This is a genomic window from Vibrio kasasachensis (assembly GCF_050337565.1).
GTDB classification, from domain to species: domain Bacteria; phylum Pseudomonadota; class Gammaproteobacteria; order Enterobacterales; family Vibrionaceae; genus Vibrio; species Vibrio kasasachensis.
Genome location: NZ_JAKJTB010000011.1, coordinates 15,154 through 35,655, shown reverse-complemented (window position 1 = coordinate 35,655; position 20,502 = coordinate 15,154). Strand labels below are relative to the sequence as shown.

Sequence of the window (20,502 nt, the reverse complement as noted above, 5' to 3'; positions counted from 1 at the left end):
GTAATTAAATGACTGTTGTGATTGAATCAACCTCTGAATATATCAAAAATACTCGTAAAAACCTTGGGTTAGAACTTACGGAGTTCGCAAATTTGCTAGGTATGTCATCAACTGGTGAAAGAACAGTCAGAGGTTGGGAGCGTGGAGATCATCAACCAACAAAAGCAAAGCTGGAAGCTATAGAAAACTTGAAAGCTGAACTTGATGAACGTCTCGAAAAAGCCCCTTTTAGAAAGAAAGATAGAAAGGATTGTGAATTTACATTTATTGACTTGTTCGCAGGTATCGGTGGTATTAGATTACCATTCCAAGAATTAGGCGGTTATTGTGAATTCACCTCTGAATGGGACAAGTTCGCTCAGAAAACCTATCTTCACAATTATGGGGAAATGCCACATGGTGATATTACCAAAATTTCCGCAGACGATATCCCTCCACATGATGTTTTACTTGGTGGCTTTCCTTGCCAAGCATTCTCTCAAGCTGGCTTGAGACAGGGGTTTAGTGATACTCGTGGAACAATGTTTTTTGAGATTCAACGTATTCTTGCTGAGAAGCGACCAAAAGCATTCTTGCTTGAAAACGTTAAGCAGCTTCAAGGGCATAACAAAGGCGAAACGCTAAAAACAATTCTTTCTATTTTACGTGGCGAATTTGAGCAAGAAATCCCTGAAGACGTGCCTATGAGTGAAGAGGCTCGCCATGCTCTGTCTCAAAAGCTAAATTACTGTGTTGATGTAAAAGTTTTACGTGCAGGTGACTTTGGCATTCCTCAGAACCGTGAACGAGTATTTATAGTTGGTTTCGACAGAGATCACTTTGGTATGGAATCATCACTTAAACTTGAAGATATTTTTACTTGGCCAGTTGGTAGTAAAGATGAAACGAAGGTAAAAAGCATTCTTTTGAAGCCTGAAGACTTCGCTAAACTTGAAGATAAATACACGATTTCGGATAAACTTTGGGCAGGGCATAAGAAGCGTAAAGAAGACCATAAAACCAAAGGCAATGGTTTTGGTTACTCGCTATTCAAACCAGAAGATTCTTACACCAATACAATTAGTGCGAGATATTACAAAGATGGTTCTGAAATATTAATTGATCAAGGTGAAGGAAAAAACCCACGCAAATTGACGCCTAGAGAGTGTGCTAACTTACAGGGGTTCCCTAAAGATTTTATCGTTGATGCGGTATCACATGGGCAGATTTACAAGCAATTTGGTAATTCTGTTTGTATGACAGTCATTGAGGCATTGGCGCATGAAGTTGTTAGAACTATGACTAAGAATACGGAGTCTTAAATTGTAGATAAGAATGGTAGCCGCAAAAATAAATATCAAGTAGCTACCATTTTAGTTGAATGAATTCTGGTAAATCATTTCATATTAAACATTACTTATTGCTTTACTGATTGATTACAGAAAGGGTGTGTTAACTGAATGTTTTCAGCACTACCATTTCCGCCATCCCTTACTCTGAGGATGTGGTCATACGATACTGATTTATCTATATCGAGAAAACCAGAGCATTCAGGGCACTTAATTGCATTTTTTAATGCAACATTAATAAATAATTTACTTTTCTGATCATCCGAAATTTTTGATTTATTATTCTCTATCACACCCGTGATTAATTTTCCATCTAGCTTAGCAAATTTAATCAGAGTCTCTTGGGAAATGAGTCTGCCTTCTGATAGTGCATTAATGCTTTCTTCTAGCAGATCTTGGAATATTTTAGCTCGCTTGTGACTTATATGCTTATGAATAATCGTTGCAATTAGGTCTTTATGCTCAATTAGTATGTCTTCTAAAGTTGCTCGTACTTCTGTGAACTTGTAAAAGAAGTCTTTGTTATTATTAGCAAGTTTGTCACTGAATAAAGATATAGCACCTAGGAACATCATACTAGAGTGTCTGCCCGTTGGACCATAAAAGTAGATTGCTGGGTGCAGACCAAGACTACCTCTATCATTTCCTGTTATACGAGATGCTAATCTGATCGCATTGCTGAGAACTTCGATAGTTTTGCTTCCATCGGTATCATCTTCATATTTATCAATTTTTTTACGAACTGATTGTTGTTTAGTATCTGAGATCAAGATGAATTCAATCAGTATTTGTATGGCTGTTCTTATGCCTTTAGAGCCACTTAGTGGTAGATCCAAAGTTTTTACTGGCTTCTTAATTTCAGGATCAAATAGTAATTGATGTAACTTTAAAGACATACTTTCAATCTTTTCAGCGTTACTTTCTTCAAACGATGACCAGTACCGGTGCCCCTTACCTGCTCTGATGACGGCTCTAGCTGCTATCGGTACAGGCTTTTTCCTATTTCGTAGTAATAGCTCTTCAATACCATCTAAAGGAGTCCCTTTCATATTTATGTTGAAAAAGGAAGCCTCAGCTTTATCCGTATCGCCTTTAACCCACTGCACTTGTAAGCCCCTTGCTGTGAGGGTGGCCAATATTTTCCGTTGTTTAGCTGTTATGTCATCGTTATCATTATCACTCAATAAACTTTTGTAATAAGTCCAAGTCCCTATTCTTTCTTTTACAAGCTTTCGAGTCTTTTCAGCTGCTTTTTTTTGTTCGTTTGAAATATTGTGACCAAATAACTTGTGAGATATTTGGCCATCGCCATAATCATCTTCCATCCAAGCTCTAATTACACTCAGCCTATGTCCGCCATCAATTACGAATAAAAATGATGGCGACATCCACAATATAACTGATGGAATTAAGTCGCCATTAATATAACATTCAAGCAATGAAACTACTTGTTCTGGGGTCCAGTGATTTGTCTCCCTTTGAAAGTCTGGTTTTCTCAACAAAGCAACAATCGGGCTACCAGATGCTAATTCACGGGCAGGTATACTATTAAAAGTTTCAAATGAAGACGCTTCATCTTGTGTGTGGGCAAAGTCAGCCCGTTTTATCATCGCATCCAAGTTTACGAAGTTTGATTTAGCAGCCATATGTAATCCTTACAACTGAATTTATTATATTAGAAATTATTTAGAATAATGTATCTATATGGATCTACTTCTTCTCCATCACCAACGCAACTCTACCTACAACCTTCACTTCATCTTCTTCGACGGTAAGCGTTGAGCCATTAAAGCTGATCGCCAGCTTCTTGCCTGGTAAACGCTGGATTTGGTTTAGCGAGAGTAGACCATCCATATCAACTAGGTATGTGCCACTTACTGCTTGATGTATGTCTTTGTCGACTATGTATGTCGTATGGTCATTGTCGATTGCGATAACGCTTGAAGTACCAAGCTTATCTAGATAGTTCTGATCAAAAACCAGCGTTTCATTGTCTACGAGTTTGCCGTTAGAAAGCTCAAAATAATCAATATCAATAGTGCTGCTGGAGTTATCACTGCTTGAATTACTCATATGAGTGTTTTGGTCAGGAAATGGCTTACCTTCACCCAATGCCATATATGCAACAGATGCTCCAGTACGTAAGTGGGTTCTCAAAATGATTTCATAAGGCGTTAATTTACGTTGGTGCCAAGTTGAGACAGTTGATTTTGGAACACCAAGCACTTCGGCAAGTGACAAGAAATCACGTGATTTAGTGATCTCCTTCAATTTTTCAGTTACTTCACGCCCTTTTAAATACTCAATTGGGCGATCTAAGTCTTGATAATCACTCATATACGATCTATTATTCGCCTTGTTGGGTGAATGATGAGGTGCAACTAATCATTCCGGTATAAAACATTCAATGACTTAACAGGATATCACTATGCTCTCATATCAAGTAGTCCTAAATACGCCTTTCATGACGTACGACCAATACTCTCAATTCTCCGGTATGCCTAAGCGAACCATTATCGACTGGGTATCAGATGGTCGTTTACCTATCAAACGCAAATCAAAACCGAAAGAAACACCGATGATCAACATGGTTGCTTTGCTAGAGCTAGCAACACGCGAAACGATGGAAAGAATGGGGTAGGTCATGTGCTTATCTTCCTTGATTCCAACTAAAGAACATTGTCCGTTGTGGCTCAATGTAGTGGGTTGGGGTTTCGTTTTCGTACCGTTTGTATGCATTTGAGTATTAGCTATGGAAGAAAATGGCTCAATGTGCGAATTGCGCACTCACAAACAGGTTCAATACAACGCTGTTTGTAGCGACTTCGCTCTTAACCACAACATGGAAAAGTTAGCGTCTCGAATTGGGATTAAAAGCGGCACCATGTTGAGAAACAAACTCAACCCTGAGCAACCGCACAAGCTAGACCCAGTAGATTTGGCGCTTCTGTGCAAAGAGTCAGGTGACTTCACCATCTTGAATACGCTTATGGCTGATCTTGGTGTAGTAACTGTGCCAATCCCAGATTCTAAAGAAGACAAAAACTTCTTAGAGCGAGTGCTATTTAACTCGGTTCTGTCGGGTGAAATTTCTCAAGACGCATTAGACATGCATACAACAGAGCGGCTTCCTCGCTCGGTAAAACGAAAAACCCTCGCAAGGGCTCAATCTGCCTTGGGCAATCTCGTTTTGCTCATTAACGATTTAGAACGCCGAACAACAGGTATTCAGCCACTCATGCAAATGGGATCTGACTTCTTCGCCAACGGCGCACCTATTCCTGGTTTAACTTGAGGAGTCGTCATGAGTCAGTTAGCTAATAAACAAGAATCTCAACCACAAGTAGTAAGTGCACATGAAAGCATTGCTGCGTGTAAGTCGCTTTTTGATAAAGGCGTAAAGCGCCAAAAGCTCCGCAAGATGTATGACGAAATGAGCGATCGCAATCGTGGCTTGATTCTTATCGCAGGGGGTATGCCTCCTAAAGACTACCGCCGCGAATTCAATTCATTTGATGATCTAGAGCTGCAAAAAATTCGCTCTGGGTTACTGCTTTTAAAAGAAATGACGCATCTCTTTGAACGCAAACTGGGTGACGTTCGTCGCCTCAAGCATTCGGATATTTGCAAAGTTAGTTAAGTACAAGGAAGTCCTCGTTTCAGTGATGGGGCGATTCAATTTATCTTAATTTTGGGGAGTGGATACTATGAGTGAACTAGAACAAGTCAAAAAGGTTTTAGCGCAAGCTGAAAGCGTGTTGGAAGAATCGAAAGAGAATCTAACGAAATCTCAAACATTCAATGAAGTGATGGTGGAGCAAAATCGTCGCCTATCTTTTGCACTGAGTAACTTGTTACCTAAGTCATTTCTGTTAACACCGAATGAAACTGAAGGGGCATCGGCAACGCAATTAGCCCAAACGATGGAGTCAGCCTCGTTTGAGGTTCTAGCCGAAGAGTTAGCGGATAACTTCAAGCAGCGTGAAATCTTCGACATCGTTCACGCCATCAATGTTTTGGCTATGGCGAATACAGATGTGATTCATGTGTTTACAGAATTTGCGCCTCATATTAACCAGTTCGGCGTAAATGTGTACGGAGTTTCCCAAGACTACATATCTAATCCTTGTATCAAGCCTTTAATACAAGAGCTTGTTTTTCTAGCTGATAACGAAGCATTGGAAAAACTTCTTTCAATCGAAAGCCAGTTAACTGAGCTGATCATCGAAGCCCGTGAAGAAGCCGAAGCAAAAGCAGAGGTGGAAGCATGAGCACGATAAAACTGCATGAGCTGAAAATTCTATCCGAGCACTTCACCGAAGTCCTAGCAGGACGAAAGCTGCATGAAGTTCGAATCAATGATCGTGACTATCAAGCCGGTGATTGTTTAAACCTCCGTGAAATTGAAGAAAACGGCGAATACACCGGGCAAGAAATGAATATTCAGATTAGCCACGTTTTACACGGTGGTCAGTTTGGTATTGCTGACGGTTGGTGTGTGTTGTCACTGCGAAATGGTACCAGTAAATCTGCTATTGCGTTGATTGGCTATTTGCGTGATTGCTTACAAGAAACTTGCGATTGCATCGAAGCGGGGCATGACATCATGCGCGCATCTGGTCACATGATTAAAGACTCACAAATGACGGTTGATGGTGGTAGAGAGTTCATTGAAATCGCCAATGAGTTTCTAGGCTCGATTGGGGAGGATTCAGAATGAGCTCTACCAACGGAAAAGTACAACCACGCGAACTTTACCCAACACCATCAGAAGTCGTGGATGCCCTGTTGGCGAAGTTAACGCTTCGCCCTACCGACAGGTTTTTAGAACCTTGTTACGGTACAGGTGCGATCTTCGAAAAGATTGATTTACCAGCCAACCAAAAGTCAGCCGCTGAAATTGAAATGGGTATTGATTACCTAACAACTGATTTCGGTACCCAAGACGTGATCATCACGAATCCACCGTTTTCACTAACGGAGGAGTTTATTCGCAAAAGCATTAGCGAGTTAGCTCCGAACGGGACAATGGCATACCTACAGCGTGTAAATTACTTGGGCTCTAAGAAGCGTCTTCCTTTCTGGTTTGAAATTGGATTTCCGCCAAAGTGTCCAATCATTGTTCCACGCCCCCGCTTTGTCGGCGGTGGTTCAGATTCATGTGAATACGCTTGGTTCATTTGGGATAACGGCAACCGCTTCGACATCCCTCAAGGGTTAAGCCATATAGTATCAATAGGTCATGAGGTAGCAGCATGAATCAGAAGAAGATGACCTCACTAACGATCGATAAAGAACGAATCGACATCTTTGAAGGCAGAACCCAAACCTATGAAAAGTGTGCCGTTGCTTATTTTGCGGGTCCAGAAGGATGGGGAGTCACTATGACTATTCGCTTAGATGAATTGGATTGCTTTCTTGATAAGCCAGATTGGCAAAAACGATTCATTGAATTTGCTAAGAACAAGTTAGGAATACCTAAGGAATGAAGCCATCCGATCTCTTCTATGTCGCAGGGGTTGTAATGCCCCTCGACAGAGTTAAACGAAATGATGCCAGCTATAACGCTGGTTTTTTAGGTTCCAAAATTTACTCAGACCAAGAGCAAGCACTTTTAGATAGTGGCTTGGTGAAGAAAATCCCCGTCTATGACCGAGTTTCCAATCGAAAATCAAAACGAGAAAGTGATCTTGAAGCTCGAACTAATTATTACAAAGGGAAGAATTTTCGTACAAAACACATCCGCGAAGCGGCGGCGAGAATCGCCGAAGACAATAGGCTAGTCAAAGGGCGCAAAAGTCCGACAGAGGACTTTCGCGTCAGAAGAGAGCGTCAAATCCGTAAGGTTATGACGCTCAATAAGGTTCTGCGCCCTAGAACCGTTTACGCCTCAACGGAGGCTTACTTTAATCATCATTTGCTGTACAAAGCAGCAGAGCGCGCTGCACCCGCAATTTTGAATGAGAATGGTAGACGTGCGAGAGGTGAAACTAAGCGACCGCCAGTTTCGATGCAGTTAATGCACCGTTCGTGGAACGAGACATATAAGTTCCAGGTTGTAACTGAAATTCCTTCAAGCGCTGCGCCAGCTGCGAATGTTGGCGAACGTTACTCAGAGAAATTGACTTCACGCTCTGTAAGCAAAATTTTTGAAGCCGGGGCTTATACCGCAGCTTGCCATGGTGGTTTTTCAACGTTCCTTACGTTGACGTTTACCAAAGCGCAGCGCCTAGCAATGTTTGGCGGAATGCTTGACGCAGAAGAGTGCCGTTCGATGGGCGCTAACCATCCGATTGTTTACAAGAGAAACATGGTAACCGTTCACCCGAAAAGGAATGAAAAGAAAACTTGGCATCCAATCACTGATATCGGTGGTGAATACTGGACGGTGCCGAGTAAAGATAACCCACGCCCTAGAGTCATGAATCGTGGTGATGTGATTGCAGGACCATACTGCGATTTGAAACAAAAGCCTGAGCAAGAGTTTACGATGGAGAAGACTCTCGAAACCACGATTGGCAATGAAGTATCGAGGTTTATAGACGCAGCAAAGAAAATGTACCAGCGGGGATGGACGGCTGATCATACTGTGAAATTGGACCAAGACTCAGGTCAGAAGTATTGCGATTTGGAAAAAGAGAAAGTAGCGAAGTACGTGAAGCCTAGTGAGTTTGGCCCAACGCAAACGCCCGCGGATTTTCATTACATTTGGGTGGCTGAGTGTCCCGCCAATGAAGACGGTGAACCTAATCCTCACGTACATATTTTATTGAGATGGTCAGTACCAGAGCATTTGTTTAGTGCTTGGGCTAAGCGTCTGGAAAAAATATGGGGGCATGGGTTTGCTAAGTTGGAGCGAATCAAAAAGCCGAAAGCAGCCGGTTCTTACATCATCAAAGCTGTGGGTTATGCCGCGAAAGGTGCGAACGCAGACCAAGGGTTAATTAAAGGTAATCGCTATAACATTGCGAAGTGTTCTCGTGCGCCAGCTTGGGAAACTCTCGCTTCATTCGAAGTGGGGAATATGACAGCCATCATCAAAGAACTTGGCTACAAGCTTGAGCAATGGAAGAAACCCATAAAACGACAAATAGGAAAGCTGCAGGCGGCTAAGGCACAAACCATTAAAGCGAAGTCGATTGCTAAGAATCAGAATAAACCCCAAGACTATCAAAACCGTTTGTATCACCGAATTATCAGGCTAGAGAAGCAAGCAGAAAAGCTGAACCAAACAGTTAAAGATAGGGGAGTTCATGTGAGTTCTATTAACCGCTTCTGTATTACTTTCGAAGGGGAAGACTCAAAACAAAAAGTGGATGATTTCATGCTTTGGGCTGCAGGTGCTCGTGGCTGGTCTCTGCAATGTCGCGATATGGATATGAGTGATATAAAGAACAATGCCGATAGTTTTTATCATGATGAATTTTATCGATTTAAAGATAACCAAGCGTATTGGAAATCAGTTTTAGATGATCCGCTTCAACCGAACGAAGTGGACGATAGCGAAGTAAATTATTGGCTCAGCCTGACGGCTGATTACTTGGAAGGGCGGTGCCAACCGATGTTGAATTAGAGCTTTGTAGATAGATATCTCAGATATCGATATCAAGAGAATATGAACTAGAAACCTGTATAGATATACAGTATATTTTCATTGTTCATGGTAAGGGTATTGATATGGCAGAGAAAAACCAGCTTTTTCAGCAAGCTCTAGAGCTGATTATTGAAGGTATTGCGCTAAACACCACTGGTGAGAACCGTGCTCAAGTTGGCGTTTATCTAATGGGATTAGTCATCGCTGATAACCAGGGAAAACTGGATGCGGGAAAGGTAGAGGCGATTCAGTCCATCATTGAGATGGCAGCTGAAACAGATAGTCCAATGTTTAAGATGTCTTAGCCTCAGCACTAGGGGCTCGGACTCACATTATGTTTGAGGAAGAGTAGAATGTTGATTACTTGCCCTAAGTGCGAAAGCAAATCTCGAATCGCTACATCAAGAGCGATGACCAAAGAAACACGTGAAGCCTACTGCCAGTGTTTAAACCTAAACTGTGGAGCGGTGTTTGTAACCTATACCTCCGTTCACCGAATCATCGAGCCAAATGGTGATAAACCAAACCCAGAACTGCAGCCTGAACTATGTAAAGGCGACATTGACCAAATGGATATGTTCGCAGTCTGAGTTTGTTTACGTATTAGAGATACACCTAATCGGTATTATCTAATTCTGCTTCAACTTGTTCTCTCAGGTACTGAGCATTTTGTACGTAGTATTCTAGGTCTTCGGTTTTATAGCTATCATGAGCATCGAAATTATCGTCGTCTTCAGAATTTAAGAGGAGATCATGAACGACAAAATGAAATTGGTCTGAGTATTGGAAACCTGAATATACGACTGCGAGCATACTCGTACAGTGCCATTGGTTCATACTTGGCATCCATGTACCATCATTATAGTGAACGTGTGTAATGTTCTCTGCATGGATATCATTGATTAGATGGGATGGATGTTCGAATACACGATCGCGACCGAAAAGCGAATGAACAGAAGGGGAGACTTCTTGAATGCCTTCATTTGGGGCAACGAAATTATCGATAGATATAGAAAGACTATCGATCTTGTATTGTTTAAACTCTTTAAGTACGAATATTTCTTGCGGGGATAATGGGTCGAGCTCACTAGAGTCGTAGTGAACTACAATATTGCTAGATTCTTTTGACACCTCTTTCTCCTATAGGAGTTGAAAATTTAGCCAAGTTACGACGTTTACGAGCAACACTTATCGGAGTGAATGCTTTGCGCATCTCTTCTGTGCTGAACGGAACTGTCACTTCACGGCGTTTAATATCTTTCATAGTTTCTCCTTTAAGGCACCCTTTCGGATATGTGTCGACAACGCGATACAAGTTACATTTTACTTAGTTTGATTGAATAATCTACTAATATCGTTAGATATCGGTAACCATCGTTCACATTCGTATTACCATTAGTATAGTTGGTAATCTTTGAGGGCGTTTGTATACGCACACTTATGTATTCGTTAATCCGGTAATTGGCAAAAAATTGTCACGCGATCATTTTTATAAGTAAAAACGCAAAAAAACGATCCGCAAGGATCTCTAAATCCCCATTCTAAAACAGCCCTTAGTTCAGTTCCCACGAGGGCTGTGTTCCAATATCCCTACCAATTTTAAATACACCTTTGGATGCGCGAAATTGTAGTGCTGAATTTTGGTGCGGAGGGAGGGGTGAGCCGACGCGAGCCCGAGAGCCTATACCCGCCACTTAAATTTCTAATCCTGCCAATTACGCCATTCTTCACTGTCACGAAGAGATTTCTATTTGATGTGGGAACGACAATACGAGCACGGGCGATGGAATGGGCATAAGCTCAATATCCTCTCTACTGCCATTGATGGTGGTAAGCGGCTGCACGTAAGTGAAATCCCATACGCAGATTTGCCACACATCAAAGTTATGGGTAGCAAAGCAAGGAATGTAAATCTTGAGGTTATCTTTGTTGGCGCCACTTCCCTGGCTGATTCCAATGCGTGTATCAGTAATTTGGAAGAGTCACCAGAAGGGGAGCTTGAGCACCCATGGCTTGGTGAGTTACCACTCGTTTATGAAACCTTCTCGCAGAGCATTAGCACCAAGCGCGGCGTGGTGGTTTTAAGCCTAACGTTTCTACGTGCAGGAGTTACACCAACTATTGCAGCGCCCACTGTTGTTCGCTCTAAAGAACAAGCCCGTATCGTGGAACAACTTTCAGCTAAATCATTCAGCCTAGACGTACAAGCCATGGACGTTGCGAACATCAATCAAACTCAAAGCGACTTTAGCCAGGCATTGAATGTGCTGGTTGATATCACTAGCCGACTTAACTTGGCTGATGATTCATTGCAAAGCATCAACCATGCAATCAATGAAGCGTTCTCGGCAGTCAGCAGCCTGAGTAATCAACCTGAAGAGTTCGCCAACCTATTCAGTACCGCCGTGGAGTCCGTTTCTGATGGTGTTCAATCCGAGCCAAGCTCCGCCAGTGAGGCGGTCGATAATTCGCGCAATGCTCAAACATTGTTGTTAGGGCAAGTGAAGGACAAACCAACCTCGAACCACCATAACGTTCAAATGGTCACTGCGGCGGTGAAAGTGAGTAAGGATATTACCGAGCTGGAGAAGGAAGAGCGTTTTGATGTCACCACAACAACCAAACAGCCAGCCATTATCCAAAGTGATTTGGCTGCATTGGTGAGTGGTGTAGATGATCGCATTAATGATGTGACCAGCGTTTCTACTATGGAAAGCATGGCGCTATTTGATTCCCTGGTCGTGTTGAAAAGTAACGTGCAAAAGCAGCATGACAAAGTGGTAACGGGAAGAACGCCGCACCGAACGTTGCAAGCACCACGCTTTAAGCCTGCTCTTGTCGTTGCTCATGATGAGTACACAAAAGAAAAAGTGGTGACAGCAATTAACTCACTCCAGCACCCTTTGTTCATGCGTGGTGACATTGCCGTGAGGGATGCCTAATGCAAAAGCTAACCATGCTAATAAGCGGTAACCCGTATCCGTTCTATCAAGCTGATCTGAAATACTCGGTAGAGCAATTGGCGCACACCTTTAGCTGCAGAATTCCACCGATGAGAATAGAAAGCCCTTTGCCCGTAGAGTTTCGACTGGGTGAAAGAGTCATTCTTACCGGGCAAGTTGATCAGGTCGATAGCGGCACTGCAACCAGTGCCAAAGAGCTCATCATTTCAGGGCGATCAAGAAGTGCCAACATGATTGATTCTCGCATCACTATGGATGCGTTGTATGACCAAAACGTTGAGAAGCTGCTTCGTTCCTTAGCCAAGCCCTTTGGGCTGAGCGTGAAAAGCCTAGTGGGCTCGATGCCGCTCATCCCTGAATTTCAAATCAATGCAGAATCACCAGTTGAAAATGTCGCTCAAGTAATTCGAGAGCAAGGCTTTATGTTGATTGAGAGAAACGGCGTGTTAACCATCGAGAATACCGCTCATGCCACGGTGCATGGGATTGGGTTATCAACCGATAGTAATGTTGAATCACTCGATATCACCCGCACGTTCAATAAGCAGTTTCATCACATTGAAGTGCAAGGTGCTTGGGATGATGCCAGCGCAACTATCAAGATGCCTAGTATTAACAAAGCCAGAACGATGGTGATCATCTGCGACCAATTACAAAGTGCCGAGGCTTGTTTGTCTCGAGCTAAGTATGAGCGTGATCTTGCTATCGCTGAGAGCTTAACGGTATCAACCAATATCTCTGACGTATTCCAAGAGCTTGCCATTGATGGATTAAACCGAGTAATTCGAGTCAGTGATAAAGAGCAGGGCTTCAATGAAATGCTGGTGATTAAAGGTTTAGGTCTATCGGTATCCGAAAGCTCTGCCAGTACCTCTGTTGAGTTGTTTCGCCCATTTAAGGAGCAAAGCTATGCGTAAAGAGATGCAGCAAAGGCTCATGGCTCGAATCAAAAACGTGATTGGCACGGGAACGGTGACAGGGGCAACAACCGGAGTTCTGCAAATCAAAACCGCGACAGGGCGAACCAATGACCGAATTAAGTGCGTGCATAACTACGGCTTTATGAGCCGCCCTTTGGTTGGTGCGAAAACCTATAACCTATTTCTTGGTGGCGTGACGGCGCGTGGCTTTACCGTCAACGTTGAAGATGAGCGCTATCAAATCGATTTAGAGCCAGGTGAAGTCGCCATACTCGACAACAAGGGCAATCTCGTTCACTTCACCAAGGATGGCATCAAAGTGAATTCAATGGCGAAGCTGGAAATTACCTCAGATAGCGCAACAAGTGTGAATGCGCCCGAAGTGAATGTTACCTCGGAGAAATCAACCTTTTCAGGCAACGTTGAAATTGGTGGCAACCTTAATGTTGCAGGAAGCGTTGGTGGTCAATCCGGTATGTTCGGAGGCGTTAGCGTTGAAAAACATGATCATGACTATGAAGACGATAGCGCAACGAAAACAACCAAGAGTCCAAACAAATCATGAAGCACTTTAATCTCAATGCGGTTACAGCCCCAACAAGCACTAAAGAAGGCATGAAACACGCTGTACTTCAGAGCATTTATAACCACGGTGAGTCAACTCAAAACGACCGTTCGCGCATGAGTAAGAATGAACGCGGTGGCACTTGGAGTAATGATCTCTTACTCATCGTTGGTTCACGAGATTGGACGCTAAAACGAGAAAAACTTACTGAGCAAACCTTGAGCCTGGCTAAACGGTTTTATGAAGAAGCATTGAGTTGGTTAATCAAACAAGGCTATGCCAAGTCCATTGAGGTTTCTGTGTGGGAAGAAAAGCCCAACCAAATGGGGCGTTCGGTCACCATCACATTGGTAGATGGCGAAAAATTTAAGGTACCTCTATGAGTACGCAACGCAGCTTACAAGAGTTAATCGATCGCGCGAAATCAACTTTGATTGCGAAAACAGGTCAAAACACCCCTGCAATAGATGCGATTGCTTGTGCCATTGCAGGTGTCAGTTATGGGCAGTATGGCTATCAAGATTTGCTGTTTCGAGAGCTTCACCCTGAAACGTGCTCCGAGTCTTGGCTTTATCTTCATGCTAACCGGCACAGAATACCAAGATTGCTGCCAACCTTTGCAACGGGTCCCGTTGAGTTTGAACAGTTGGGTGGCGTGGTCGTTATTCCTAAGGGCAGGTTGCTCACTGATAACGCCGGCAATGAGTATGAAACCATCAAAGAACAATACAGCAATGTTCCGGTTGGCGTGGTGGCGCTTGCTTCTGGTACCTCAAGTAATTTGCCAGTGGGCAGCCTATTAAAACTCGCAGAAGGGTTAAATGGGGTTAATCCAAATAACGTGCGAAGCCTTGGTGTTGAAGGTGGCGCCGACATTGAAGCATTAGAGCATTGGCGAGCTCGCGTTATCGTCGCTTTTGAAAAGAATGAATTAGTCGGCAAGGCAGAAGACTACCACGCCTGGGCAGTATCGGCTCACGCTGATGTGGACTTTGCTTGGGCATTAGATAACACACCAGAACGCGGAATGGTCGAGGTTTATATTGGGACGCGACAAAGCAGCCCAGCACTGACGAACGAGGTGATTAACTTAGTTCAAGACACCTTTGAAAGTAATCGTTTAGCGGGGTGCCATCCTCGAGCTTTGTTGCCTGAGCAAGTCCCGCTCACTGTCGAAATTCAAGGCATTGAAGATCTATCTGTCCGTGATGATGTGCTTACTGCGCTAGATATTATGGTTAAAAACAAGATGGGTAAAGTTCATAAGGTTGATAGCAATACTCGCGTTCCTGAGTCCATTACGCCAACTGAAATCGTGCTCACTATCTCAGCCGTGACGAACAACTTTATCGTTCGCCACCCAATTGAAGAAGTGATCATCAATAAAAATCAAATTCATGTACTAGGAGTTATCACGTGGACACCTCCGACTTAATCATTGAATACAGCGAAGGTGATTTTGCTGATGCGATAAGGGTTCTGTTACCCAAAGGGGAGTATTGGCAAGAAGTCGATAATCTAGAGCTGACTAATACCATTAAGGGCATGGCGGAAGATTTTAAAATCACGCATGACGAAATCGAGCTTTCATTGCTGACTGAGTTTCGTGAGCAGTCGTTTGGATGGCAGCTCAGTGACTATCAAGCTCTGCTCAATGAAATTGGTAGTGTCGGTAAGGTGTATGACGACGTTACAGCCCCGAACCTAATCAAAGTTGATTTGTTCTCTTATGACAACGAAAAGGCTTATGCCGCCTTTGAAGAAAAACGGTTGCCGCATACCGAGTTCGCGTGGATTTATCCGCTTGATGCTAATGCTGAGTTTCACCAGAACACGGCGTTAATCATGGCGCCAACGTTAAGCTCAACTATCGAGCTTAACGCCACCGTTCCACTAATTTGCTCAACTGCCATTAGCTGGCAATTAGAGATAGGAGAAATTGCATGAGTGCATTACAAGCTATCCCAACGCCACACGGGATAGAGATTTTAAATAGTGAGCTGAAAAATACGGTCACGAAGTATCAGCTTATTGGCGCGTTAACCCATGATGCCGCAAGCGATGCTTTGCATTCGTTTCACACAGCAACCATTGAAACCAGCTATTACGATGAGAACGGCGTACTCACGTTTATCTTGAATCTACCTATCGAAACACATTTTGATGAGTACCTGCATCGAATTGATGTGCTCGATAGCCAGAACCAAGCAGTTATTGAATGCCCAACGCCCAAGATCGCATTAGCCAAAGGCATTGGCGGTATTGTCACACTCAAAGCCGCGATTTCTGGTCAAGCTGGTGACGTGGTGTTTAAGCATGGCGAGTATGTAACGGAGACAGAACTGAAAGAGCTGTATTTACTTAGTAAAGAAGATGCTAACAACGCAGCGAGTAACGGTGATATTGACGGTAAATCGACAAGTTTGAAGCATGTGAAGTTGCCTCAACTTTGGCGAGCGTTTTCCAATTTAGTTAAGAACGCCAGCTTAACGACGAAAGGGATTGTCCTGCTTTCTAACTCGTATCAAGGGAGCAGCGAGAATAAAGCCGTTACAGAAAAAGCACTAAAAGAAGGTTTAGTAAATTCTATAAAGCCTCGGCATCTAGTTTTCTATAAATTTGAAACAAATTCAATTTCTACTGATTCAGATATATTTGACCGACTAGAAAGAGTTGGTGCGGGATCCTATAAGCTTTATTTCAGAGAAGAACATATCAAATATGACATTTTGCTTGGTGGGACTTCACACGATTTTATTATTGCAGCGCCAGAGAGACACCCAACTCATATAGTTGTTTACTCTATGCATTCTTCTAATAATGCCTACTATGATCAATCATTTTCTTTAGAGGTGATTTTGTGATGGATTATTTCTATAAAAAAGGCTCGTTCGACAATGCGATAGCGGTTTTGGTTATGAACGAAAATTCTGTTGTTATTTCAGAACTAGTTATATCGAAAGTGCCCCCAGAGTTCGCACGATTTAGTGACATGTCCATTGTTGACATAAGAGAGCTCACGACTTTCTTTATAAACGAGAGTGGTGATAAGTTTGTCTGTGAGTTTTCTGGTTATCAGCAGATTCAATGTCAGTTTGATGATGAGTTACTATTTACTGATGGTAAATGGAAGGTCAAAACATCTAGATACAAATACATTGAACAAGAGAAAGAATGGCAACGGATGGAACTGACAAAAGTGGATAGGTCGATATTTAATTATCGCCAAGATCAGAGCATTCCCGAAATATATTCCGAGCTACGAATTACATCATATTCAGAGGCTGACTATTACGCTTTACTTAGTGATAGAAAGCTATTGATTGATTACGTAATACAAGTTGACTTTCCTGAGTGTGGGAGACCTATACTGTCAGGGCTCGCTTCTAGCTAAACAACTTGATTGTATATTTAAGCCCAGCTACACGCTGGGTTTTCTACATCTATCAAATAGAATCCGCACAAATATCACCCGCTAATCTCGCGCGATACACTGAAGCCAACTAAAAAAATGGTGCCCATTGGCACTGATAAATTACTAGGAAAACCACTGTAATGAACGTTGGCAAATCAAGCTTACTCACCACTCTAAGCGCCATGTTGGCAGGCGTTTCGGCTAACGACATCGCGCAGATAGTTGCGTTTGTTGTTGCTACCGTTTCCGGTCTCATGGCAATTCGCTACTACTGGACTAAAACCAAATTAACCCGCCTTCAAATCGAAGCTTTTGAGGATAAGCCGGATGAGTATTAAACAAAGAGTCATCACAGGTGCGGTTTGTTCCGTCATGGCAGTACTTGCGGTGGTGTTTGAAAAAGAACCTGAACTAAAAACCAGCCCTCAAGGGCTTGCGCATATTGCAGATATGGAAGGTTGCCGGCTAAAAGCTTATCAGTGTTCGGCAGATAAATGGACGGCAGGGCTAGGGCACACAGAAGGTGTAAAAGCAGGTAGTCAAATCACCATCGACCAAGCCGCGGATTACTTCATTCAAGATGTTACCAAGGCTGAGCGTGTGGTTAATCGCGCCATTACCCAAAAGCCGACTCAAGGCGAGTACGACATGATGGTGAGCTTCGTTTTTAACTTGGGCGCAGGCAATTTCAAGCGTTCTACCTTGCTCAAGCAATTCAATACAGAACTCAATACACAAGCGTGTAACCAGTACCCCAGATGGGTGTATGTGAATGGTAAGGATTGCCGCATTGAAGAGAATGATTGCGAAGGCATTGTGACTAGGCGGGATATAGAACAGAGCGTCTGTTTGTATGGTTGGGATTCACCGAAAACGCGGGGGCTATATGCTTACCAAAATTAAACTCATCGCCCTGTTAGCTGCTTTGGTTAGTGTGGCGTATTTCTCTTACGACTACGGTGTATCGAGTACCAAGATTGCGGTGAAAAAATCTCAAGATGAACTCTTTACCAAATTGGAAGTAAAGCAGAACGAAGCGTATGAGCTAGCGGTTGAGCTAGCCAATCAAAAGCCAATTATTGAAATTGAATATCGAACCATTGAGAAAGAGGTGATCAAGTATGCTCAAGCGAACAGTGATAAGCAGTGTGTTGTTAATGACGATGGTTGGCTGCGCGTCCGAGCCGACGCAGTGCGAGCGCATAATCGAACAATCGGTTTTCAGCAACCCGCCACCGTTCCTGATGACACCGCCAAAACCGCTCGAAGTTCAAACGCCTACGAACGTGACGCCGAAGTCTTAGCGGAAGATGTAGCGAACCTAAAAACCTGCGCCGAAAATGCGCAAAAACTCCAGTCATTGCAAACATGGATACAAGCGCAACTTCGAAGTGATGCGAAATAGTATTGTTTCATATTACATCTCAAATGTACGGGCATGAAAACAAAGCAAACTAGAGTTGGCGACTAAGGTTCTAGCTCGCTGAAAAATGAGATTAGGGAAAATATCTTGAAGCTTTAAATGCTTGTTATTTTCCAAGCTCAAGATCAAACTGCATATACTCAATTGGAAGCGCAAATTTGCCTTTCAAGCGCCCTAAATATTCGATATCTGCGGCTTTTAGCTCGTTAGGAGAAACGATGACAAGCTTATCAATGGCAATATCGGTATTATAAAATGCATATTCCATTAACTGTCCAAGAGCTTCACGGATACATTTTTTTGCGTTATTTGAAGTTTTAATTTCGTATAAAGAGTAATTGCCCTTTTGTTTAAGCACTACATCTATACGGTTACCAGAGCCACAAGAAACCTCGGTACCAACATTATCATTGCCATAATTCGAGCAAAGCTTTTCGTAGAGAGCTGTTTGAAGTTGGTTATGCAATAAGGAAACTTCATCCTTATGGTCGCTATACGAGCGTTTTGTTTTTCCTTTTCCCGCGGTATGACCTGAGACAAACTGAAACCCTTTTTTTATTTCTAGGTTAGGTTCGAGCTTCTTATTTTTTAAATTGTAATAGTTAGACGTAACTGCTGGGTCATCAGCACTGAACTCTTGAGGCTCATCGAGTAAGTTTAAATCTTCAGGCTTATAGCGGACAACAGAGAAAATATCAGGAGTTACGAACTTTTTGAATTCCTCAATATCAGCATCAACTTGATTCAATTGGGAGACCATTTCTTTGTACCAGCCGTTTTTCTTATACCTTTTATATACTTTCTCCGATTCTTCGGCTGAAACAACTTCTAACTTTTTGATTTCCCCAAGCCACCATCGCTGCCTAGTCTCACTGTTAATGGAATACAACGAAACATCAAACACTTGGTCAGCGTATGTATCACGGTGCTTTCCGATTGCTTGGATATAGCCATAGTGATAACCATCTATTAGTTTTGTTGTATCAAGCAACCACTCTTCATGACCATAGCCATTCTGATACTCGTATGAATCCTTGTTGTTACTCTTCCCGGGACGCCCTGATGGAGTTATCCAGTCGTTACTATTCCAACAAATTCTTGCGATTTTCTTCATGTGACCTCCGAGGGATATAACATCTTGTTGGCGGGCATTGTGCCTGATTCGTTCGCTAGGCTGCACTTGCTTTAATTAAATTCTGCTAAACGCAACAAAGTTCTTATGGATTAACAATATCAATTGGATAGTCAGCCGTATCTGTTTGCTTTAGAGCTTTGTCGGGCTTGCGGCTTTTTATTCTCATAAGAATTGACTAAGCTGCAGGCTCTAGGCTCACATATTCATTTGCTTTAATTACCCCAAGTCCGACAAACTCATTCAATTCTGCTAGTGAGTCAATTAATGGCAGTAGTTCGTTTTTATGAAAAATTCGGTCTACTTTGTTGAGGTCATTACTTGTGGTGATCCCTTCGCGCTTAACACTCATTAACTCAAGAGGCACCCGATGAATAGACAGCACATCGTTAGTGGTTTGGTTTTTCACATCTTTGAATGAGTCTTTGGCTTCCACTTGCCCAATCGCTTTGAGTTCGGGCGCTTTGGTGTCTTTACCCTTGGCATTTACAAACAAGTTCTTGAACGCCATCCCTTCTTGAGCACTTAACTTCTTACGAATATCGTCTTCTGTCTCTGGGGTCATGGTGGGTTCGTTCATGTAAAGTAAATAACCCGCATGAGAGCCATTGCGGTAATACTGGCGACGAAACAGCGTGGCATCATCATTGAGCCAAATCGAAGTTAGACCGCTGACATGTTGTGGTAGACCATAAATCTCTTGGGCGATGTCGTATTCTGCTAAGTGGAAAATCTGACCGTCGGAATAATCAATCCTTCCATCGTCATCGTACGCTCGCGGTTTGTAGGTATAGCCTAAGTCTTCACGCCGACGCATGAAAAGTGCCGGAATATGTTTGATTCGAACAATAGGACCATAACCAGCTGCAGAGCGTACGATTTGAAAGTACGCATTGCCAAAGGTGAGGAAGTCTTGAATAAAACGCTTAAGATCACGACGAGACAAAACCGCCGATACACTGACTGCATACGCCAACGTATTGCGCTTAAACTCAATCGCACTGGAATGCATTGGGTTAACTCGTAGTGCTTTTGCTAACGTATCGAGCGCGATAGGCGGCTCATATATGCCGTCAATAAGCGCCACTTCAAGGTAGCTGAGAATATCACTATTCATTACGCTCACGGGTTTAGAAAACTCAATCTCAATCACTTTGTTTCT

28 protein-coding genes are annotated in these 20,502 nt (G+C 42.9%); 22 read left to right on the top strand and 6 right to left on the bottom strand.

All coding sequences use genetic code 11. From position 1 onward, the window contains the following. Nucleotides 1–8 precede the first annotated feature (8 nt). Complete coding sequence (locus tag L4C38_RS07075) at nucleotides 9–1,301, top strand: DNA cytosine methyltransferase (RefSeq protein WP_428796833.1); 1,293 nt, start codon at nucleotides 9–11, stop codon at nucleotides 1,299–1,301. Between the two features lie 95 nt (nucleotides 1,302–1,396). Here the strand turns inward: L4C38_RS07075 and L4C38_RS07070 are convergent, their stop codons facing one another. Together L4C38_RS07070 and L4C38_RS07065 are read right to left on the bottom strand one after the other, a co-directional pair. Continuing rightward, nucleotides 1,397–2,974: a GmrSD restriction endonuclease domain-containing protein gene (locus tag L4C38_RS07070; protein WP_428796832.1), complete on the bottom strand. Its 1,578-nt coding sequence runs from the start codon at nucleotides 2,972–2,974 to the stop codon at nucleotides 1,397–1,399. Between the two features lie 64 nt (nucleotides 2,975–3,038). Continuing rightward, complete coding sequence (locus tag L4C38_RS07065; protein WP_428796831.1) at nucleotides 3,039–3,665, bottom strand: phage repressor protein CI; 627 nt, start codon at nucleotides 3,663–3,665, stop codon at nucleotides 3,039–3,041. Between the two features lie 91 nt (nucleotides 3,666–3,756). Here L4C38_RS07065 and L4C38_RS07060 point away from each other — a divergent pair, with 91 nt between their 5' ends. From L4C38_RS07060 to L4C38_RS07015, 10 genes are all read left to right on the top strand, one after another. After that, nucleotides 3,757–3,969, top strand: coding sequence for a hypothetical protein (locus L4C38_RS07060; protein ID WP_005595400.1), 213 nt, complete (start codon nucleotides 3,757–3,759; stop codon nucleotides 3,967–3,969). A 111-nt stretch (nucleotides 3,970–4,080) separates the two neighbouring features. Continuing rightward, a complete protein-coding gene (locus L4C38_RS07055; protein WP_428796830.1) occupies nucleotides 4,081–4,623 on the top strand; it encodes a phage regulatory CII family protein in 543 nt (180 codons plus the stop codon). Nucleotides 4,624–4,632: 9 nt separating this feature from the next. Beyond that, nucleotides 4,633–4,968 (top strand): hypothetical protein, encoded by a 336-nt coding sequence (locus tag L4C38_RS07050; protein WP_428796829.1) that lies wholly within the window; start codon nucleotides 4,633–4,635, stop codon nucleotides 4,966–4,968. A gap of 67 nt (nucleotides 4,969–5,035) precedes the next feature. After that, a complete protein-coding gene (locus tag L4C38_RS07045; RefSeq protein WP_428796828.1) occupies nucleotides 5,036–5,599 on the top strand; it encodes a hypothetical protein in 564 nt (187 codons plus the stop codon). After that, on the top strand, nucleotides 5,596–6,048 hold the full coding sequence (locus L4C38_RS07040) for a DUF3850 domain-containing protein (RefSeq protein WP_428796827.1): 453 nt from the start codon (nucleotides 5,596–5,598) through the stop codon (nucleotides 6,046–6,048). The genes L4C38_RS07045 and L4C38_RS07040 overlap by 4 nt, the downstream gene beginning before the upstream one ends. Next, complete coding sequence (locus tag L4C38_RS07035; RefSeq protein ID WP_428796826.1) at nucleotides 6,045–6,587, top strand: class I SAM-dependent methyltransferase; 543 nt, start codon at nucleotides 6,045–6,047, stop codon at nucleotides 6,585–6,587. The genes L4C38_RS07040 and L4C38_RS07035 overlap by 4 nt, the downstream gene beginning before the upstream one ends. Further along, a complete protein-coding gene (locus tag L4C38_RS07030; RefSeq protein WP_428796825.1) occupies nucleotides 6,584–6,817 on the top strand; it encodes a hypothetical protein in 234 nt (77 codons plus the stop codon). The genes L4C38_RS07035 and L4C38_RS07030 overlap by 4 nt, the downstream gene beginning before the upstream one ends. Then, nucleotides 6,814–8,901, top strand: a complete 2,088-nt coding sequence (locus L4C38_RS07025) for a rolling circle replication-associated protein (RefSeq protein ID WP_428796824.1) — start codon at nucleotides 6,814–6,816, stop codon at nucleotides 8,899–8,901. Before L4C38_RS07030 ends, L4C38_RS07025 begins: the two co-directional genes overlap by 4 nt. 104 nt (nucleotides 8,902–9,005) lie before the next feature. Continuing rightward, entirely contained in the window at nucleotides 9,006–9,227 is a 222-nt protein-coding gene (locus L4C38_RS07020; protein WP_428796823.1) for a hypothetical protein, read from the top strand. Nucleotides 9,228–9,275: 48 nt separating this feature from the next. Next, nucleotides 9,276–9,512 (top strand): Ogr/Delta-like zinc finger protein, encoded by a 237-nt coding sequence (locus L4C38_RS07015; protein ID WP_428796822.1) that lies wholly within the window; start codon nucleotides 9,276–9,278, stop codon nucleotides 9,510–9,512. Nucleotides 9,513–9,537: 25 nt separating this feature from the next. Here L4C38_RS07015 and L4C38_RS07010 read toward each other — a convergent pair whose 3' ends face one another. Both L4C38_RS07010 and L4C38_RS07005 read right to left on the bottom strand, forming a co-directional pair. Then, nucleotides 9,538–10,053 carry a type II toxin-antitoxin system YafO family toxin gene (locus L4C38_RS07010; protein WP_428796821.1) on the bottom strand — a complete coding sequence of 172 codons (516 nt, stop codon included), beginning with the start codon at nucleotides 10,051–10,053 and terminating at the stop codon, nucleotides 9,538–9,540. Then, nucleotides 10,037–10,186: a hypothetical protein gene (locus L4C38_RS07005; RefSeq protein ID WP_428796820.1), complete on the bottom strand. Its 150-nt coding sequence runs from the start codon at nucleotides 10,184–10,186 to the stop codon at nucleotides 10,037–10,039. The genes L4C38_RS07010 and L4C38_RS07005 overlap by 17 nt, the downstream gene beginning before the upstream one ends. A gap of 490 nt (nucleotides 10,187–10,676) precedes the next feature. On the opposite strand from L4C38_RS07005, the gene L4C38_RS07000 reads away from it, so the two are divergent. The 11 genes from L4C38_RS07000 to L4C38_RS06950 all read left to right on the top strand — a co-directional run bounded on the left by L4C38_RS07000 (nucleotide 10,677) and on the right by L4C38_RS06950 (nucleotide 18,190). Next, a complete protein-coding gene (locus L4C38_RS07000; RefSeq protein ID WP_428796819.1) occupies nucleotides 10,677–11,864 on the top strand; it encodes a DNA circularization N-terminal domain-containing protein in 1,188 nt (395 codons plus the stop codon). After that, nucleotides 11,864–12,802, top strand: coding sequence for a phage tail protein (locus L4C38_RS06995; protein WP_428796818.1), 939 nt, complete (start codon nucleotides 11,864–11,866; stop codon nucleotides 12,800–12,802). The genes L4C38_RS07000 and L4C38_RS06995 overlap by 1 nt, the downstream gene beginning before the upstream one ends. Next, nucleotides 12,795–13,370: a phage baseplate assembly protein V gene (locus L4C38_RS06990; protein WP_428796817.1), complete on the top strand. Its 576-nt coding sequence runs from the start codon at nucleotides 12,795–12,797 to the stop codon at nucleotides 13,368–13,370. Before L4C38_RS06995 ends, L4C38_RS06990 begins: the two co-directional genes overlap by 8 nt. Next, a complete protein-coding gene (locus L4C38_RS06985; RefSeq protein ID WP_428796816.1) occupies nucleotides 13,367–13,753 on the top strand; it encodes a phage GP46 family protein in 387 nt (128 codons plus the stop codon). Before L4C38_RS06990 ends, L4C38_RS06985 begins: the two co-directional genes overlap by 4 nt. Continuing rightward, nucleotides 13,750–14,805, top strand: a complete 1,056-nt coding sequence (locus L4C38_RS06980) for a baseplate J/gp47 family protein (protein ID WP_428796815.1) — start codon at nucleotides 13,750–13,752, stop codon at nucleotides 14,803–14,805. Before L4C38_RS06985 ends, L4C38_RS06980 begins: the two co-directional genes overlap by 4 nt. Next, nucleotides 14,787–15,317 carry a hypothetical protein gene (locus tag L4C38_RS06975; RefSeq protein WP_428796814.1) on the top strand — a complete coding sequence of 177 codons (531 nt, stop codon included), beginning with the start codon at nucleotides 14,787–14,789 and terminating at the stop codon, nucleotides 15,315–15,317. The genes L4C38_RS06980 and L4C38_RS06975 overlap by 19 nt, the downstream gene beginning before the upstream one ends. After that, nucleotides 15,314–16,234 carry a tail fiber protein gene (locus L4C38_RS06970; RefSeq protein ID WP_428796813.1) on the top strand — a complete coding sequence of 307 codons (921 nt, stop codon included), beginning with the start codon at nucleotides 15,314–15,316 and terminating at the stop codon, nucleotides 16,232–16,234. Before L4C38_RS06975 ends, L4C38_RS06970 begins: the two co-directional genes overlap by 4 nt. Then, entirely contained in the window at nucleotides 16,234–16,764 is a 531-nt protein-coding gene (locus tag L4C38_RS06965; RefSeq protein ID WP_428796812.1) for a hypothetical protein, read from the top strand. Before L4C38_RS06970 ends, L4C38_RS06965 begins: the two co-directional genes overlap by 1 nt. Nucleotides 16,765–16,925: 161 nt before the next feature. Continuing rightward, entirely contained in the window at nucleotides 16,926–17,123 is a 198-nt protein-coding gene (locus L4C38_RS06960) for a hypothetical protein (protein ID WP_428796811.1), read from the top strand. Beyond that, nucleotides 17,113–17,688 (top strand): lysozyme, encoded by a 576-nt coding sequence (locus tag L4C38_RS06955; RefSeq protein WP_428796810.1) that lies wholly within the window; start codon nucleotides 17,113–17,115, stop codon nucleotides 17,686–17,688. The genes L4C38_RS06960 and L4C38_RS06955 overlap by 11 nt, the downstream gene beginning before the upstream one ends. Further along, nucleotides 17,672–18,190, top strand: coding sequence for a hypothetical protein (locus tag L4C38_RS06950; protein WP_428796809.1), 519 nt, complete (start codon nucleotides 17,672–17,674; stop codon nucleotides 18,188–18,190). The genes L4C38_RS06955 and L4C38_RS06950 overlap by 17 nt, the downstream gene beginning before the upstream one ends. Nucleotides 18,191–18,314: 124 nt before the next feature. On the opposite strand, the gene L4C38_RS06945 is transcribed toward L4C38_RS06950, so the two are convergent. Beyond that, on the bottom strand, nucleotides 18,315–19,322 hold the full coding sequence (locus L4C38_RS06945; RefSeq protein WP_428796808.1) for a hypothetical protein: 1,008 nt from the start codon (nucleotides 19,320–19,322) through the stop codon (nucleotides 18,315–18,317). 196 nt (nucleotides 19,323–19,518) lie between these two features. Then, nucleotides 19,519–20,493: a phage portal protein gene (locus L4C38_RS06940; RefSeq protein WP_428796807.1), complete on the bottom strand. Its 975-nt coding sequence runs from the start codon at nucleotides 20,491–20,493 to the stop codon at nucleotides 19,519–19,521. Nucleotides 20,494–20,502 lie beyond the last annotated feature (9 nt).